Below are 16,572 nucleotides of genomic sequence, written 5' to 3' on the forward strand. Positions count from 1 at the left end.
CTTTTGAACGCGCCTTTGACCCCCAACGACTACACCGCCTATCCGGACGCCGCCGGCCGGTTCGGGGACTATGGCGGGCGCTATGTGCCCGAGACCCTGATGCCGCTGGTGCACGACCTGGACGCGGCCTATTCGGCGGCCAAGGTCGATCCGGCCTTCCAGGGCGAGCTCAAGAGCTTCCTCAAGCACTATGTGGGACGCCCCAGCCCGCTCTATTTCGCCGAGCGCCTGACGAAGCACTACGGCGGGGCGAAGATCTATCTGAAGCGCGAGGAGCTGAACCACACCGGCGCGCACAAGATCAACAACTGCATGGGCCAGATCCTGCTGGCCATGAAGATGGGCAAGACCCGGATCATCGCCGAGACCGGCGCGGGCCAGCACGGCGTGGCGACGGCGACCGTCTGCGCCCGCTTCGGCCTGCCCTGCGTGGTCTATATGGGCGCCGTCGACGTGGAGCGGCAGAAGGCCAACGTCTTCCGCATGAACCTGCTGGGGGCCAAGGTCGAACCGGTGACCAGCGGCTCGGCGACCCTCAAGGACGCCATGAACGAGGCCCTGCGCGACTGGGTCACCAATGTCCACGACACCTATTACCTGATCGGCTCGGCCGCCGGCCCGCACCCCTATCCGGTGATGGTCCGCGACTTCCAGGCGGTGATCGGGATCGAGACGAAGCAGCAGATCCTGGAGATGGAGGGCCGCCTGCCCGACGCCCTGGTCGCCTGCGTCGGCGGCGGCTCCAACGCCATCGGCCTGTTCCACCCGTTCCTCAACGACGAGTCGGTGAAGATCTTCGGAGTCGAGGCCTCGGGCGACGGCCTGGACACCGACCGCCACGCCGCGGCGATCAATGGCGGCCGTCCGGGCGTCCTGCACGGCAACAAGACCTATCTGCTGCAGGACAAGGACGGCCAGATCAACGAGGCCCACTCGATCTCGGCCGGCCTCGACTATCCCGGCATCGGGCCGGAACATTCCTGGCTCCACGACGTGGGCCGGGCCAAGTACCTGACCTGCACCGACGCCGAGGCGCTGGCCGCGTTCCAGCTCCTGGCCGAGCTGGAGGGCATCCTGCCGGCCATCGAGTCGGCCCACGCCCTGGCCCGCTTGCCCGAGATCTGCGCCGAGGTCGGCAAGGACGGGATCGTCGTGCTCAACCTTTCCGGCCGCGGCGACAAGGACGTCGAGACCGTCGCCGCCCATCTGGGACGCCAGATTTGACCAAAGCCCGTATCGAGGCCCGCTTCGCCCAGCTCAAGGCGGAGAACCGGGCGGCCTTTGTGCCCTATGTGATGGCGGGCGATCCCGACGCGGCCACCGCCGCGGCGATCCTGAAGGCCCTGCCGGCCGCCGGCGCCGACCTGATCGAGGTGGGCTTCCCGTTCTCCGATCCCATGGCCGAGGGCCCGCCGATCCAGCGCGCCGCCCAGCGGGCCCTGGCGAACGGCATGACCTTGAGGGGCGTCTTGGCCGCCGTGGCCGAGTTCCGCAAGGGCGACGACAAGACGCCGGTGATCCTGATGGGCTACGCCAATCCGCTGATCGGCTGGGGCTTCGAAGCCTTCGCCCGCGACATGGCCGCCGCCGGGGTCGACGGCCTGATCGTGGTCGACATTCCTCCGGAGGAGGCAGATCCCCTGGCCGACGCCCTGGACGCCGAGAATCTGTCGCTGATCCGCCTGGCCACGCCCACCACCGACGACGCGCGCCTGCCCATCGTCGTGCGCCGCACCTCGGGCTTCGTCTATTACGTCTCCGTCGCCGGGGTGACGGGGGTGAAGGAAGCCGACGCCGACATCGTCGCGCCCCATGTTGCCCGGGTTCGGGCCGCCTCCGGCCTGCCGGTGGCGGTGGGATTCGGCATCAAGACGCCGGAGCGCGCCGGGGCGATCGCCAAGGTCGCCGACGCCGTGGTTGTGGGGTCCGCGCTCGTTGATGAGGTCGCTTTCGCCTTGGCAATGAACGAATCTGTGACCGGACGGGTTCTTTCCAAAGTCGAATCCTTGGCTAAGGCTGTGCGCTCCGCGCGAGTCGAAAGCCTCACGGTGTAGAACCTCATGGCGATGGCTGAACAGCGAAACGACAAGGCCGGCAAGGGCGGCCCCTCAGGGCCCCGCGAGCGAGGCGGATGGCTGGCCAAGATCGCGCCCGGCGTGCGCAATCTGGTGGCCAAGCGCGAGACCCCCGAGAACCTCTGGGTGAAGTGCCCCGACACCGGGGAGATGATCTATCGCTCCGACCTGGAGGCCGCCCTGTGGGTGACCCCCTCCGGCAGCCATATGCGGATCGGCGCCGAACAGCGCCTGCGCTACACCTTCGACGACGGGGTCTATGAAAAGCTGGCCGCGCCCACCGGGGTAGTCGACGACCCGCTGAAGTTCCCCGACGTGCGCCCCTACATGGAACGGCTCAAGGCCGCCCGGAAGACCATCGGGTCGCAGGACGCCATGGTCAGCGCCTATGGGACCATCAAGGGCCAGGGCGCGGTGGTCTCCGTCCAGGACTTCGCCTTCATGGGCGGTTCGCTGGGCATCGGCGTGGGCGAGGCCTTCATCAAGGCCGCCCAGGAAGCTGTGCGCCGCGAAGTCCCCTATGTGATCTTCACCGCCGCCGGCGGGGCGCGAATGCAGGAGGGCACTCTGGCCCTCATGCAGATGGCGCGCACCACCCTGGCGCTCAACGAGGTCAAGGCCGCGGGCCTGCCCTATATCGTGGTGCTCACCGACCCGACCACGGGCGGGGTCACCGCTTCCTACGCCATGCTGGGCGACATCCACCTGGCCGAGCCCAACGCCATGATCGCCTTCGCCGGCCGCAGGGTGATCGAGCAGACCATCCGCGAGACCCTGCCGGTGGGCTTCCAGCGCGCCGAGTTCCTGGTGGAGCGCGGCATGGTCGACCGGGTGGTCACCCGCGCCGAACTGCCCCAGGTCCTGGGCTCCCTGCTCAAGACCCTCATGATGGGACGCAACGTTTCCAAAGCCGCCTAGATCGGATCTCCGCCGATGTATGATCCGATCCGCGCCTCGGACGAGGTGATCCTGCGGCTGCGCGCGCATCATCCGTCGCTGATCGACCTGACCACCGGGCGGGTGCAGCGGCTGCTGGCCGCCCTGGGAAATCCCGAGAAACGCCTGCCGCCCGTAGTCCACGTGGCCGGCACCAACGGCAAGGGCTCCACCGTGGCCTATCTGCGGGCCATCGCCGAGGCGGCGGGCCTGCGGGTCCACGCCATCACCTCGCCGCACCTGGTCCGCTTCGCCGAGCGCATCCGCCTGGCCGGGACCCTGATCACCGACGCACAGCTCTCAGACCTGATCGACCGGGTCGAGGCCGCCAACGCCGGCCAGCCGATCAGCTTCTTCGAGATCACCACGGTCCTGGCCCTGCAGGCCTTCGCCGAGACCCCGGCCGACCTCTGCATTGTCGAGGTGGGCCTGGGCGGCCGGTTCGACGCCACCAACATCTTCGACGCTCCGGCGGTCAGCGTGATCACCCCGGTGGACTACGACCACCTGGAGATGCTGGGGCCGGAACTGGCCAAGATCGCCTGGGAGAAGGCCGGGATCATCAAGGCCGGCCGCCCGGCGGTGGTCGCCCGCCAGATCGAGGAGGGCGAGGCGGTGATCCTGGCGGAGGCCGAGGAACTTGGGGCGCCGGTCACCCTGATGGGCCGCGACTTCGACGCCTGGGAGGAGCGCGGCCGGCTGCAGGTGCAGATGGAAGACAGGCTCTACGACCTGCCCGCCCCCAGCCTGTTCGGCGGCTACCAGTTCGCCAACGCCGGCCTGGCGGTGGCCGCGGCCCTGGCCCTGGGCGATCCGCGCATCGACGAGGCGGCGCTGGCCAAGGGGGTGTCCTCGGCGGTCTGGCCGGCGCGGTTCCAGCGGCTGACCGACGGGCCGATGGCGCGGCTGGCGCGGGCCCGCGGGACCGATCTCTGGCTGGACGGAGGGCACAATCCCCATGCGGGCCGGGCCCTGGCCGAGGCGGCCGGGCGGCTGGTCGCCCGCGATCCACGTCCCCTGGTGCTGGTGGCCGCCATGTTCGCCCGCAAGGACGCGCTGGGCTTCTTCCAGCCGTTCGCAGGGCTGAAACCCAAGGTCTTCACCACGACCTTCGACTCGCCCAACGCCGCGGACGCGGGCGAACTCGCCGACGCGGCGCGGGCCGCGGGGCTGGAGGCTGAGGTGGTCTCGGATGTGGAGGCGGGGCTGCGGCGGGCGCTGGAAGGCTCCGGCCCCGCGCCGCATGTCCTGATCTGTGGCGGGCTGCACTTCGCCGGCGAGGTGCTGGCGATGAGCCCGGAGACGTGGCCGTCTTAGCGCTTTTCCCTCCCCTTTATGGGGAGGGCAGATCGCGAAGCGATCGAGGGTGGGGAATTTGCAGGGTCACCCCACCCGGCTGCCGCTTCGCGTCATCCTCCCTCCCCATAAAGGGGAGGGAAAAGAAGGGTCCCTAGACCCCCGCCTCGCTCAGCCAGTCCAGAATCTTCTGCTTGGGCATGGCGCCGACCTTCATGGAGGCCATCTGGCCGTCCCTGAACAGCATCATGGTGGGGATGCCGCGCACGCCGTAGCGCGAGGGCGTGGTGGGCGAATCCTCGATGTTCAGCTTGGCCACGGTGACCTGTCCGCCCAGCTCGGTCGCGATCTGCTCCAGGGCTGGGGCGATCTGCTTGCAGGGACCGCACCACTCCGCCCAGAAATCGACCAGCACGGGGCCGGAAGCTTGCAGGACGTCCTTGTCGAAGGACTCGTCGGTGACCGTCACGGTGCTCATGAAAAGCTCCTCATAGCGCGGCCTGAAGGAACGCGTGGCCGCGACTCTCGATCCAGCCATGTAGGCGGCGTCACATCCGGTATCAACCTGCACGGCGTAGCTCGGCAAGGGACAAGGCCAACACGTTTTCTGGAACCGCCATCAGTTTCGGACCATCTGTCCAGACCAGGGCGGCCTCTATCCGTTTGCCCGGAAAGACCTCGGCCAGCACCGCGGCATAGACCGCCATCTGGGTGAGATAGGCGGGGTCGGCGTCTTCGATGCGGTCAGGGGAGGGGCGGTTGGTCTTGAAATCGACCACCAGGACCCGTTCGGGCAGCACCACCAGCCGATCGACGCGGCCGGAGATGGTCAGGCCGTCGGGCAGGGCCTTGGCCGCGCCGGCCACCGAGACCTCGGCGCGGCTCCCGGGGCCGAACACCTCGGCGAAGCGCGCGTCGCTGAGCACGGCCAGCGCCGCGGCGATCATCTCGGCCCGCTGGTCGTCGGTGAGGTCGTGTTCGCGGGCCAGGACGCGGCGGGCGGCGTCCGGCCGGCCGGCGACGGGGAGGTCGGGCAGGATCTGCAGCAGGCGGTGGATCAGGTCGCCGCGCCGGAAACGGCCCAGCCCGCCCTGGGCCGCCAAGGGCGAGGCGGCTGGGGCCGTCACGTCCTCGCCCAGCTGCGAGGGCGAGGCGTAGCGAGCATAGGCCTCGGTCCTGGCCGGTTCGGCGGTCCAGGCGGGAATGGGGTGGACCGGGGCGATATCGGCCGTCGCTGCGCCCATGGGCGTGGGGTCGTCGCCGAAGCGCAGGATCTCCATGCCGCCCGAGCGGACATGGCGCTTATGCGGCGAGACCTCGGCATGCTCGAAGGCCGCGGTGAGCGCCCCCCACCAGCCCTTGAGGTTCTCCTCCTTGGCGTTGGCCGCCACCCGGCCGCAGAGCACCAGGCGGTCGCGGGCCCGGGTCAGGGCCACATAGAGCAGGCGGTAGGCCTCGTCCTCCTCCTTGCCGGCTCGCCATTCGCGCGCCTTGGCGGAGGCCTCGCAGTCGGACGCCTTGGCGGCGCTCCACAGGAAGCCGCCGGCTTCTGTGGGCATCAGGGGCGAGCCCCGCGCCCCCCGCGCGAGCGTGGTCTCGGGCAGGAAGACGATGGGCGCCTCAAGGCCCTTGGCGCCATGGGCGGTCATCACCCGGACCTCGTCGCGGCCGGCCTCCATCTCACGCTTGACCACGATGTCGAGGCTGGCGAAAGCAGCGGCCAGGCTCTCCAGGTCGTCGACTCCGCGGCTCTCGGCGGCCAGGACCTGGGCCAGGAACTCGTCCAGCGCATCCTCGGCCTCGCTGCCCAGGCGCCGCAGCAGCCGCTGGCGCATCGAGCGGCCGTCAGCGCCGCGCGACCCCAGCAGGCGGGCGTAGAACTCGAAGGGCCGCTGCTTGGAGCCCTGTGTACGGAGATCGTCCAGCAGGGCGCGGGCCTCGGCCCATTCCGGCCGTTCGGCGGCCCGCGCTCCGAGGGTCTCCCACAGCCCGGCGGTGCGGCCCTTGGCGAGCGCATAGAGGCTGTCGTCGTCCAGGCCGCAGAACGGGCTCTTCAGCAGGGCGGCCAGGGTCAGCTCGTCGGCCGGGAACTGGACGAAACGGGCCACGGCCAGCAGGTCGTCGAAAATGATGTGCTCGGAGAGCGCCAGCCGATCGGCCCCGGCCACCGGAATCTTGCGGTGCTTGAGCGCGCGCAGAATCTCCTCGAACAGGGCCTTGCGCCGCCGCACCAGGATCAGCACGTCGCCCGGCCTGGCGGGCCGCCATAGCTTGTCGTCCTTGTCCCAGACCCGGTCGCCTCGGGCCAGAAGGGCGGCGATCTCGGCGGCGATCTTGCCGGCCAGCCGCTTGTTGGCGCTGCCCTCGCCTTCCTCGTCCAGGGGCGCGTCCCAGGCCTGGCGATCCTCGGCCGGCGCCTCGCGCTCCAGGGGCCAGAGATCGACGCAGCCGGCATGGGTCACCCTGACAGGTTCGTGGCGGATCAGCTCGGCCTCGACGCGGGGCAGGATGGCCCGCGACAACTCGGCCGGGGCGAAGGCCGCGTCGACGAAGGACAGCACCTGAGGCGTCGAGCGCCAAGAGGTCAGCAGGTCCACCCGCTCGAAGCGGAAGCCCGCGCCCCGCGCGCGGTCGCGGTGGAACTCGAACTCCTGGATCAGCAATTCGGGCCGCGCGCCCTGGAAGGAGTAGATCGACTGCTTCTCGTCGCCGACCACGAACATGTTGCGCTCGAGCCGTTCGCGCAGGGTGGGCGCGCCGGCGCCGGAGAAGAATTCCTCGGTGAGCGCGCGGACGATCTGCCACTGTTCCGGCGCGGTGTCCTGGGCCTCGTCGACCAGGATGTGGTCGATGCCGCCGTCCAGCTTGTAGAGCACCCAGGCCGCCATCGGCCGCGACGCCACCAGGTCGCGGGTCTTCTCGATCAGGTCCGAGAAATCGAGCGCGCCGGAGAAGGTCTTCTCCAGGCGGTAGGCCTCCAGATAGGCGTGGGCCAGGATGAGCGCCGCCTTGGTGTCCAGGGCCACCTGGGCGGCGCGCAGGCGCTCGCGCAGCTCGGCCAGCCGATCCTGTTCCAGCAGCAGGAAGCTGCGCAGATCCTCGCGCGCCTTCAGGCCGCTGGTCTTGGCGACCCAGGCGGCCGGTGTGCCCTCGCCCTTGGTGAACAGCGCCGCCCAGCAGTCCTCGAAGCCGGCGTCCGGCTTGGCGGCGACGGCGCGCAGCTTGCCGGCGTTGGTCTGGTCGGCCTTGCCGCCCTGGGACAGCACCTCGGCGCAGGCCAGCCAGGCGCGCTCGTCGAAGCCGTCCCGGGCCTCGGCCTCCAGATCGGCGGGATCGACCTCGCCATCGACGAAGCCGCAGACGCGCCAGACGTCGGCCACCGCCCCTTCGAGCCCGCCGGCGCGATCCAAGTAGGCGCCTAGCCGGCCCCTGGCGCTCTCGAAGGCGGCGAACATCGCCTGGAAGGCGCCGAAATCCAGGGCCACCGAGAACCGGGCATAGGCCTCGGCGACCAGACCCTCGCCGCGCAGGGCGTGGCGGGCGACGGCCTTTCGGGCCGCCGCGGCGATGGCGGCCGAGGCCGCGTCGTCCATCACCCGGAAGCCCGGCGACACCCCTGCCTCCAGGGGGAAGCGGCGCAGCAGCTTTTCGCAAAAGGCGTGGATGGTCTGGATCTTCAACCCGCCGGGAGTCTCCAGGGCGCGGGCGAACAGGGCGCGGGCCGAGGAGAGGCCGCGGTGGTCGTAGTCCTGGGGTTCGCGGCCCTCCAGCGCGGCCAGGGCCTTGCGCAGGGCGGCGTCGTCGCAGACCGACCAGCCGCCCAGCAGTTCGTAGAGCCTGCGCTGCATCTCGGCGGCGGCGGCCTTGGTGTAGGTGACGCAGAGGATGGTCTCGGGCTCGGCTCCGGCCAGCAGCAGGCGCGCCACCCGGTCGATCAGGGTCTTGGTCTTGCCCGATCCGGCGTTGGCGGTGACGAAGGCCGAGAGGCCTGGATCGGCGGCCAGGCGTTGCGGATCGGGGACGAGGGTCAGGCTCATTCGCCTTCCTCCTCGCCGCTGGTCGACCACTCGAACACGCGCGCCAGGTGGTCGTAGTCGCTCATGTGCAGCTTCACGAACTGCGGGGCGATACGCGAGACGTAGCGGCGGCCCTCGTCGAACTGGCCGATCAGCCGGGCCAGGCCCTCATAGGCGTTGGCGGCGGCGAGCGCGCTCTCGTCGCCGGGCAGGGCGCGGACCTCCTCGCGGCCGGCGGGCTTGCGGCCGGTGATCTCCAGATAGGTCAGCTCCCCGGGCTCGGGATGGCCCAGGCCCTTGAAGCCGCCGGCCTGCAGGATGGCCGCGGTCAGGGTGAGCTGCGGCGAGAAGCCGGCCTCCACCACCTTCTTCGAGGGCGCCTTGCCGGTCTTGTAGTCGAGGATGTGGCCAAAGCCCTGCGGGTCGATCTCGATGCGGTCGGCCTTGGCGGTGACGGTGAACGGCCCGCCGGGCAGGGGCAGGGTCAGTTCGCCGCTCTTCTCCACGTGGATGGCGCGGCCGTCGGCGCGGCGGCGCTGCTCCAGCTCGGCGACCCAGGCGGCGGCCTCGCGGGCCAGGGCGGCTTCCCGCGCCAGGGCCTCATGCGGCATGCCGGCGGCCTCCAGCTCTGCCAGGTACAGCGCCTCGAAGATCTCAGCGGCGCCCTCCGGCAGGGCGGCGGGATGGTCGGTGGCGAAGGTCTCGAAGGCCGCGTGGATCGCCGTGCCCCGGGCGCGCGCCTCCACCGCCTCGTCCGGACGGTCCAGCAGGAAGAGCTTCAGGATATCGCGGGCCCAGACCGCATAGGGGTCGCGGGTCAGGGCCTCGATGCGGGTCACCGCCATGCGGCGAGGGCGATCGGCCAGGGGCGGATTCGGCGCAGGGCGGCTGGCGGGCTTGTACGCGTCGGCGGCGTCCAGCGCCCGGGCCCATGCCAGGACCTCGGGGCGCCCGGGCAGGTCGATACCGGCGCCGCGCGCCAGGGTCTCCAACCGCCATAGCCAGCGCGACTTCACCGCAGGCGCGCCTTCGCGGCGCTCGGAATGCAGCAGGATCACCTCGGGGGCGCAGGCGGCCTGGGCGAAGTCGTGGGCGGCCAGGCCCACCCGGCGTTCCGGCGGCGGCAGGCCCAGCTGCTTGCGCATGGGGCGCGACAGGAAGGGATCGAGCGGCGCGCCCTGCGGCCAGACACCTTCCTCCAGCCCGGCGACGATCAGCCGGTCGGCTCGGGTCAGGCGGGCCTCGATGGCGCCCAGAATGCGCAGGCGCGGATGGGTGGCGCCGCCGGTGCGCACACTCTCCCCGGCCATCAGTCGGGTCAGCAGGTCGGCGAAGCCGCGGGGGCTGGTGGGCGGCAGGCCCTCAGACTCGTTCATCAGGCCCGAGAGCAGGCGGGCCAGGGCCTCGCCGCCGTGACCGGCCCAGAGCTCGTTCCCGGTCTCGCCGTGGGCCAGGATCTCCATGGCGTGGGCCAGGCGGCGCGCCATCTCCGACGGCGGCCGGGCCTCGTCGGCGGGCTCGGGGAATAGCTCGCGCAGGCGCCGCGACAGAACCAGGGCCTGGTCGACCTCCTGGAATTTCGGGTCCTCCCGTCGGCGGCCGAGCTGGGCTTCCAGGGCGTCCCAGGTGGTCTTGCGGGGACCGCGCAGGGCGGCGAGCTCCAGGGCCGTGCGTTGGCGCTCCAGGCTCTCGACATCGAGGCCCAGGCGCACCAGGGGATGCTTGAGGATGGCCAGCAGCACGATGGGGTCGAGCGGGTCGACCAGGGCCTTGGCCACCAGCCCCGCCAGCACGCCGCAGGAACAGCCCGACAGCGCCCAGCCGGCCGAGGAATCGGCGGCCACGCCCCAGCGGGCCAGCTTGGCGGCGACCCGTCGCGCCAGGGTCTGGTCCGGAGCCACCAGGGCCGCGGTCTTGCCGGGGGTCTCCAGGACCTCGCGCAGCAGCAGGGCGGCGATCGTGGCGGCCTCGTCCTCGGCCCGGGCAGTGACCACGGAGAAGCCGGTCAGACCCTCCACGACGGGATCGATCCCCTCGGCGTCGCCTTCGTTGCGCAGGGTCTCGATCACGTTCAGCCAGTCGGCGGTGCGCTCCGGGGGCCGCAGGGCCTCGTTAACCACCCGCAGCCGCCAGCGGCCTCGCGACTGGAACGTGGCCGAGGCGGGCCAGTCGGCGACCTCCTCCCGCGTGACCCCGGCGCGGTCCAGCAGGCGCTTCATGGCGCCCTGGGGATGCTGCTCACCGACCTCGACCCAGGCCTCCTTCGCCAGGCTGAGGTCCAGGCCCGGCAGCACCACCGCGCCCTGGGGCAGCTCGGCGATGACCCGCAACAGGTCGGCGGTGGCCGGGGCGGTGCCGGTGGAGCCGGCGGCGATCAGCACACCCTGGGGCGGGTGGAAGGTCCAGGTCTCGGCCAGCTTGCGCAAAAGGGCCACCCGGCGGCGGGTGACGTCCACCAGCCCCATGGCGGCCAGGCGTTGCGGCCACTCGGTGAGCGCGGTCTGCAGGAAGTCATGGCTGACCTTCCAGTGCTCGGCCAACTCGCCCAGCACCAGGTCGGCCAGACCGTCGCCCTCGACCTCCTCGATCTGCAGGCTGTCGAGGAAGCCGCCCAGGGCGTCGGCCAGCTGCAGGGCGGCGGCGGCGTCCAGGTCGCGGTTGAGCTTGGCCTCGTGCTGCTTGACCAGCCGGGTCAGCTCGAAGCGCCGCTGCAGGCCGCCGATGGCGGCTGGCAGATCCAGGGCCAGGTCGCCGGGTTCGAAGGGCGGCTCGCCCTCGTCCAGGTCCCCCAGGGGCCGGATTTGCGGCGGCAGCACCGCGCGCCCTCCGCCGGCGGTGATGAAGGCGTCGGCCAGCGCCCGGGCCCCGCGCCGGGTCGGGGTCAGGACCACCGCCTGGGACAGGGCCTCAGGCCCCAAGGGGCTCAGGGTGTCGAACAGGCCCTGGGCCAGGTCATGGACAAAGGGGCGGTAGGCCGGGATCGTGAACCAGCGCGGGGCGGGGCGGGAGAGAAAGGCCATGCGACGGCGAGCATACTTGCCGGTTTCGGTCCCGTCTTGCGCGTTACCATTGTCGCGAATTTGAGCTTCTGATCAGCGCCGGGATAGCCGGAGCGAGAAACCGAGTCGAATCAAGTACTTGGTAAGCAATTGATTTTCTTGACAATCGTTGATTTCGGTCTATACAGAAACCAAATGGACTGGGGTTTCTCGGTCGGCGTAGGGCTCCTGGGTTTCTCAGGGGCCTTTCTGCTTTAGGGGAAGGTCTTCATCCCACCGAGCGCAAGTTTCGGCCTCATGACCTCAAAGGCGCGGTTCTCTTGCATCGGCCTTAGAGCCTTGAGTCCAATCGGACGCGCCATTAGGTCGGCGAGTTGCAGGCCCGAAGAATTACTCTTCTTGTCGACGAAGACGGGCTCCCACTGAAGCGCCGTGAAGTCTGGGGCCTTGTATCCCCAGTTGGCTCGATTGCTCGCTACTCGGCGGAAGTGGAGTTCGAGTTCAGCGTCTTCCTTCCGGCCACGCGCTTCGAACATGACGTGGATCAAACGTCCCGTCTCTCCGACCTGCGTGAGCCTCGCCAACAGCTTCTCCATGCAAAAATGCAGGGCGATCTCGTAAGGACTCCAGGGATCTGCGTACTTCGCCATTAGCCGTGGCTTGTTGATCACCGCGGCGATGACGTCGATCGGCGCATCATGCACAACCTGATTCACCCGCTCGAGAAACGCAGTCCTGCCAGCGGAATCGACCTGCAAGAACGCGAAGTCTTTTTGCTGTCGACGGATATCTCTCTCGTGCAGAACAAGCTGATCATGCCCAACGAAGTCGAACTTAAGTTTCTGTAGGCTTGGTACAACTTCGGTCGCGTATCGATCTTTGCGAACCAGAACGCACGCCAACACAAAAATCGGGAAGTCCGGATCGATCCCGTCCAGCACTGCCGATCCGCTCTCGTCGACGAAGACAATATAGTCGGAAAACTGCGCCACCTAGATGCTCACGTCAGCCTTGCCTCGGCCTCGTCGCGCGCGGCGGGATCGCCGACGTGCATCCAGAAGGCGTCCATGGCCACGCCGAAGATGCGGCCGGTCTTCTGCAGCCGCCACCACACCGGCAGGATGGAAAACGCGCCGTCGGGCTCTTCGTCCAGCAAGCTGGGCTTCATGATCTGGAAGCCGATATTGGCCAAGGGCGCCGGATTGGCGTCGTCGGCGGAATGGGTGATCCGGCCGTCGGCGTCCATGAAGAAGCCGCGAGGCCCCTCGAAGCCTATCCCCTGGCCCTTGGGGACCAGCAGCAGCAGCATGTCCATGCGCGCCGGATCCCAGGCGGCCTTCATCTGCTCCAGCGGCGGGGTGGCGCCGTCGATCCACAGGCTGTCGATATTGGCGATGAAGATGGGGTCGTCGCCCAGCACGGCGCGGGCGGCCTTGATGCCGCCGCCGGAATCCAGCAGGGCGGGGCGCTCATCGGAGATCACCACGCGGGGATGGACGCGCCCCGCCAGGTGGGCCTCCATCTGCTCGGCGAAATGGTGGACATTGACCACGGCGGTCTCCACCCCGGCGTCTCCGAGCCGGTCCAGGACATGGTCGATCAGCGCCTTGCCGGCCACCTCGACCAGGGCCTTGGGCCGGTGGTCGGTGAGCGGCTTCATGCGGGTGCCGAGCCCTGCGGCCAGCACCATGGCGGTCTTGATCGAGGCGGTCATCGGCGCGCGCCCGGCGGAATATTGGCGTCGACCCAGCCCTTAAGCGCGGCCAGCGACGGATCGGCCAGGCAGCGGTCCAGATAGGTCCAGAGCCGGGGCATGAAGGCGGCGTATCGGGGCTTGCCGTCGCGGGTCACCAGTCGCGCGAAGATACCCAGGATGCGGGCGATGTTGAGGGCTCCGAGCGCGTGGTAGTCCGCTAGGAAGGCCTCCCGGTCGACCTGCGGGCGCAGCTCGAAATAGCGGGCTAGGGCGGCCGTCTCCCGCTCCGGCGAGACGTCGCGGCGGGCGTCGTGCAGCAGCATGGACATGTCCCAGGCCGGATGGGCGCGCACGGCGTCTTGGAAGTCCAGCAGGCCGACCCGGGCCGGACCCAGCCGCTCCGGCAGCCAGATAAGGTTCTCGGCGTGGTAGTCGCGATGGCAGAATACGCTGGCGCCCGCCGCCCCGTGGGCGCGGATCGGGGCCCAGATGGCCTCCCACTCGGCGACCACGGCGTCGTCGAAGTGGAGTTCGGGCCGCAGCTTGGGCAGCCATTCCGGCAACAGATCGCCGGCGGTCTTCAGCGCCACCTCGTCATAGTCCAGCAGCGGCCAGGCAACCCCGCCTGGCGCCTCCAGGATGCTGGGCGGCGCGGCGGCGTGCAGGCTGACCAGGGTGGCGATGGCGTCGTCATAGAGGGGCGCCTCGTCCTGGCCGGCCTCGATCAGCAGGGCGAACAGGCCGTCGCCCAAGTCCTCCAGCACCGCCAGGCCTTGGGTTGCGTCATGGGCGACGATCTCCGGCGCCGACAGGCCCTGGCCGCGCAGCCAGGCGGCGGTGGCCACGAAGGCGTCGACCCGGCCCGCCGCCAGGCGGGCCAGGGCGTTGTAGCCGGCGGCGCGGCGCGCCTCGGGCGTGGCGTCGGGCGGGCAGGGGGCGGTCTCGGCCTTCGGCGGCTGGTCCATCAGGATCAGGCTGGTCCCGTCGGCCAGATGCAGGCGCTCATAGCTGCGCGTCGAGGCGTCCCCGGCCAGCGCCACCCGCTGCGCGTCAGCCAGGCCCGCCTGCCTTAGGAACTCGGCCTTCTGGCCTTCACGTTGCGAACTCAAGCCCACGTCCTTCCCAGGCGCCGGCGGGGATCAGCCGCGCGCGGCGCGCTTCCCCGCCGTCCGGCGCGATGTCGATGACGATCTCTATATCGAGTCGGTCGGCGGGCAGGTGGCCCGCCAGACGCTCGGGCCACTCGATCACCGCGGCGCCGTCGTCAAGCGCCTCGTCCAGGCCGATCTCATAGGCCTCGTCGGAACTGGTCAGGCGATAGAGGTCGAAATGGGCGACCTTGAGTCCTTGCCCCTCGTAGAACTGCACCAGGGTGAAGGTCGGGCTGGGCACCTCCTCGGCCGGGGTGGTCAGGGTCCGGACCAGGGCGCGGGCCAGGGTCGACTTGCCGGCCCCCAGCGGCCCGCTCAGGCAGACCGCCTCGCCGGGCCTGAGCTCGCGGGCGATGGCCGCGCCCAGCCGGGCGGTGGCCGCCTCGTCGTCGAGGCGGAAGTCGCCCTCGGCCGGCAGGGCGATCATGCCAGGGCCTCGGTCGGCAGGACGCGCTCGATATAGGCCTTCAGCGCCAGGGTGGCGGTGGTGGCGTCGGGATCGATCCTGTCCGGCGGCACGGGCGGGCCGACGATCAGGTCGAAGGCCCGGCCGCGCTTATTCAGCAACTCGTGGAACAGGGTGATGTCGCGTAGCTCGCCGTTGAATCGGTTGAAGAAATGGAACAGGGTCGAGGAGGGTCCGGTCAGGTGCATCGGCACGACCGGCGCCTCGTACTTGCGGGCAAGGGACAGCGCGCTGGTCTGCCATTCCGGATCGGACAGCCGGCCGTCGGGTCCGCGGCGCGCCAGCCGGCCGGCCGGGAAGATCACCAGGGCGCGCTCGGCCTCCATGGCCTCGCGGGTCATCTGGAGGGTGAGTCGGGTGCGTTCGCGGGTGCGCTTGGCCTCCACCCACTCCACCGGGATCAGCACCTCGTCGAAGCCGGGCGACACCCGATGGGCGTCGGAATTGGCGTAGAAACAGATGTCGGGGCGGACGGCCTTCAGCGCGTCGAACACCGCGATCCCGTCGGCGATGCCGGTCGGGTGGTTGCAGATCAGGATGACCCGGCCCCTGGCGGGAACATGGGACAGGCCCTGCGTCGTGACCCGCACGTCCAGCAGCCGGGACACATGGTCGAGCGCCGCCCGGCCGGGCAGGGGGGCTATGGCCTGCGCCATCCGCCGGGCCTTGGCATAGTCCAGCAAGGCGTACAGCAACGGGCGCGCGAGGGGCCAGACCGCGCTTCCCGACAGCTTGGGCGCCCGCTCGGCGATCAGGATGTCGACGATGTGGTCGTGGCGGTCCTGGGCGGCCCGCACGACGTCGGAGGTGGTCGCGACCGTCATGACGGCAAGTGTGCCCTCCGCCCCGCGCCTACCGCAAGCGACTCAGCCGAGCACTCGCACCTGCGGCGGCCCGTCCGCCAGCCGGCCGACGATCGCGGCGCGGTCGAATCCACGGCCGCGGACCAGGCCGAGCACCGCGTCGGCCTTGTCGGGCGCGACGGCGATCAGCAGGCCGCCGCTGGTCTGGGGATCGCACAGGATGTCACGGCGCCAGTCGGACAGGCCCTCGGGCAGGCGCACGTCGCCGCCATAGCTCGTCCAGTTGCGACCCGAGGCGCCGGTGCGCACCCCCTCCCGCGCCAGGGCTTCCACGCCGGGCAGCAGGACGGGCGCCTGGGCGTCGATCTCGGCCGATACCCCGGCCCCGCGGCACATCTCCAGCGCATGGCCCAGCAGGCCGAAGCCGGTGACGTCGGTGAGCGCGCTGACGCCATCCAGGCCCGCGAGTTCCGCGCCCACGGCGTTGAGCTGGGTGGTGGAGGCGATCAGAGCCTCGTAGCCGCCGGCGTCCAGCTTCTCCTGCTTGAAGGCCGCGCTGAGGATGCCGACCCCCAGGCCCTTGGTGAGGATCAGGCTGTCGCCCGCTCGCGCGCCGCTGTTCTTCAGGAGCTTGTCGGGGTGGACCAGGCCCAGCGCCACCAGGCCATAGATAGGTTCGACGCTGTCGATGGAGTGGCCGCCGGCCACGGGAACACCCGCCGCGGCGCAGACCGAGGCGCCGCCCTCGAGGATGGCGCGGATCGTCGCCAGCGGCAGCTTGTCGACCGGCATGCCGACGATGGCCAGGGCGAAGATCGGCGTCGCCCCCATGGCGTAGATGTCCGACAGAGCATTGGTCGCGGCGATGCGGCCGAAGTCGAAGGGGTCGTCCACCACCGGCATGAAGAAGTCGGTCGTCGCCACCAGGGCCTGGCTGTCGTTCAGCCGCCAGACCGCCGCGTCGTCCGAGGTCTCGGTCCCCACGAGCAGCTGGGGGAAGATCGCCGTGGCCGGCATGCCCGACAGGATGTCCTTCAGAACGCCCGGCGCCAGCTTGCAGCCGCAGCCGCCTCCATGGGCGAGCGAGGTGAGACGAACGGTCATGGCGCTTGCGGTCCCTTGGCCAAGAGGCGA

The 16,572-nt window shown here is 70.3% G+C and carries 13 protein-coding genes; 4 read left to right on the plus strand and 9 right to left on the minus strand.

Annotation, left to right across the window (positions count from 1 at the left end; translation table 11 throughout):
- Positions 1-3 precede the first annotated feature (3 nt).
- Genes trpB through V6M51_RS08395 form a run of 4 tightly spaced genes read left to right on the plus strand, consistent with a single transcriptional unit; the run spans position 4 to position 4,328 of the window.
- Positions 4-1,224 (plus strand): tryptophan synthase subunit beta, encoded by a 1,221-nt coding sequence (gene trpB, locus V6M51_RS08380; protein ID WP_332766254.1) that lies wholly within the window; start codon positions 4-6, stop codon positions 1,222-1,224.
- Entirely contained in the window at positions 1,221-2,054 is an 834-nt protein-coding gene (gene trpA, locus V6M51_RS08385; protein WP_332766256.1) for a tryptophan synthase subunit alpha, read from the plus strand. The genes trpB and trpA overlap by 4 nt, the downstream gene beginning before the upstream one ends.
- A gap of 6 nt (positions 2,055-2,060) precedes the next feature.
- Positions 2,061-2,993 (plus strand): acetyl-CoA carboxylase carboxyltransferase subunit beta, encoded by a 933-nt coding sequence (locus tag V6M51_RS08390; RefSeq protein ID WP_332766258.1) that lies wholly within the window; start codon positions 2,061-2,063, stop codon positions 2,991-2,993.
- A gap of 15 nt (positions 2,994-3,008) precedes the next feature.
- Complete coding sequence (locus V6M51_RS08395; protein ID WP_332766260.1) at positions 3,009-4,328, plus strand: bifunctional folylpolyglutamate synthase/dihydrofolate synthase; 1,320 nt, start codon at positions 3,009-3,011, stop codon at positions 4,326-4,328.
- A 133-nt stretch (positions 4,329-4,461) separates the two neighbouring features.
- On the opposite strand, the gene trxA is transcribed toward V6M51_RS08395, so the two are convergent.
- From trxA to selD, 9 genes are all read right to left on the minus strand, one after another.
- Positions 4,462-4,785, minus strand: a complete 324-nt coding sequence (gene trxA / locus V6M51_RS08400) for a thioredoxin (RefSeq protein WP_332766262.1) — start codon at positions 4,783-4,785, stop codon at positions 4,462-4,464.
- Positions 4,786-4,867: 82 nt separating this feature from the next.
- A complete protein-coding gene (gene addA / locus V6M51_RS08405) occupies positions 4,868-8,344 on the minus strand; it encodes a double-strand break repair helicase AddA (protein WP_332766264.1) in 3,477 nt (1,158 codons plus the stop codon).
- A complete protein-coding gene (gene addB, locus V6M51_RS08410) occupies positions 8,341-11,343 on the minus strand; it encodes a double-strand break repair protein AddB (protein WP_332766266.1) in 3,003 nt (1,000 codons plus the stop codon). The genes addA and addB overlap by 4 nt, the downstream gene beginning before the upstream one ends.
- A gap of 233 nt (positions 11,344-11,576) precedes the next feature.
- Positions 11,577-12,314 carry a DUF3800 domain-containing protein gene (locus V6M51_RS08415; protein ID WP_332766267.1) on the minus strand — a complete coding sequence of 246 codons (738 nt, stop codon included), beginning with the start codon at positions 12,312-12,314 and terminating at the stop codon, positions 11,577-11,579.
- Between the two features lie 8 nt (positions 12,315-12,322).
- Positions 12,323-13,036: a nucleotidyltransferase family protein gene (locus V6M51_RS08420; RefSeq protein WP_332766269.1), complete on the minus strand. Its 714-nt coding sequence runs from the start codon at positions 13,034-13,036 to the stop codon at positions 12,323-12,325.
- A complete protein-coding gene (gene amgK, locus V6M51_RS08425; protein WP_332766271.1) occupies positions 13,033-14,133 on the minus strand; it encodes an N-acetylmuramate/N-acetylglucosamine kinase AmgK in 1,101 nt (366 codons plus the stop codon). Before amgK ends, V6M51_RS08420 begins: the two co-directional genes overlap by 4 nt.
- Positions 14,111-14,596, minus strand: a complete 486-nt coding sequence (gene tsaE, locus V6M51_RS08430; RefSeq protein ID WP_332766273.1) for a tRNA (adenosine(37)-N6)-threonylcarbamoyltransferase complex ATPase subunit type 1 TsaE — start codon at positions 14,594-14,596, stop codon at positions 14,111-14,113. The genes amgK and tsaE overlap by 23 nt, the downstream gene beginning before the upstream one ends.
- Complete coding sequence (locus tag V6M51_RS08435; protein ID WP_332766274.1) at positions 14,593-15,459, minus strand: GNAT family N-acetyltransferase; 867 nt, start codon at positions 15,457-15,459, stop codon at positions 14,593-14,595. Before V6M51_RS08435 ends, tsaE begins: the two co-directional genes overlap by 4 nt.
- A gap of 42 nt (positions 15,460-15,501) precedes the next feature.
- On the minus strand, positions 15,502-16,542 hold the full coding sequence (gene selD / locus V6M51_RS08440; RefSeq protein ID WP_332766275.1) for a selenide, water dikinase SelD: 1,041 nt from the start codon (positions 16,540-16,542) through the stop codon (positions 15,502-15,504).
- Positions 16,543-16,572 lie beyond the last annotated feature (30 nt).

It is taken from the genome of Phenylobacterium sp. (assembly GCF_036677185.1).
GTDB lineage: Bacteria > Pseudomonadota > Alphaproteobacteria > Caulobacterales > Caulobacteraceae > Phenylobacterium.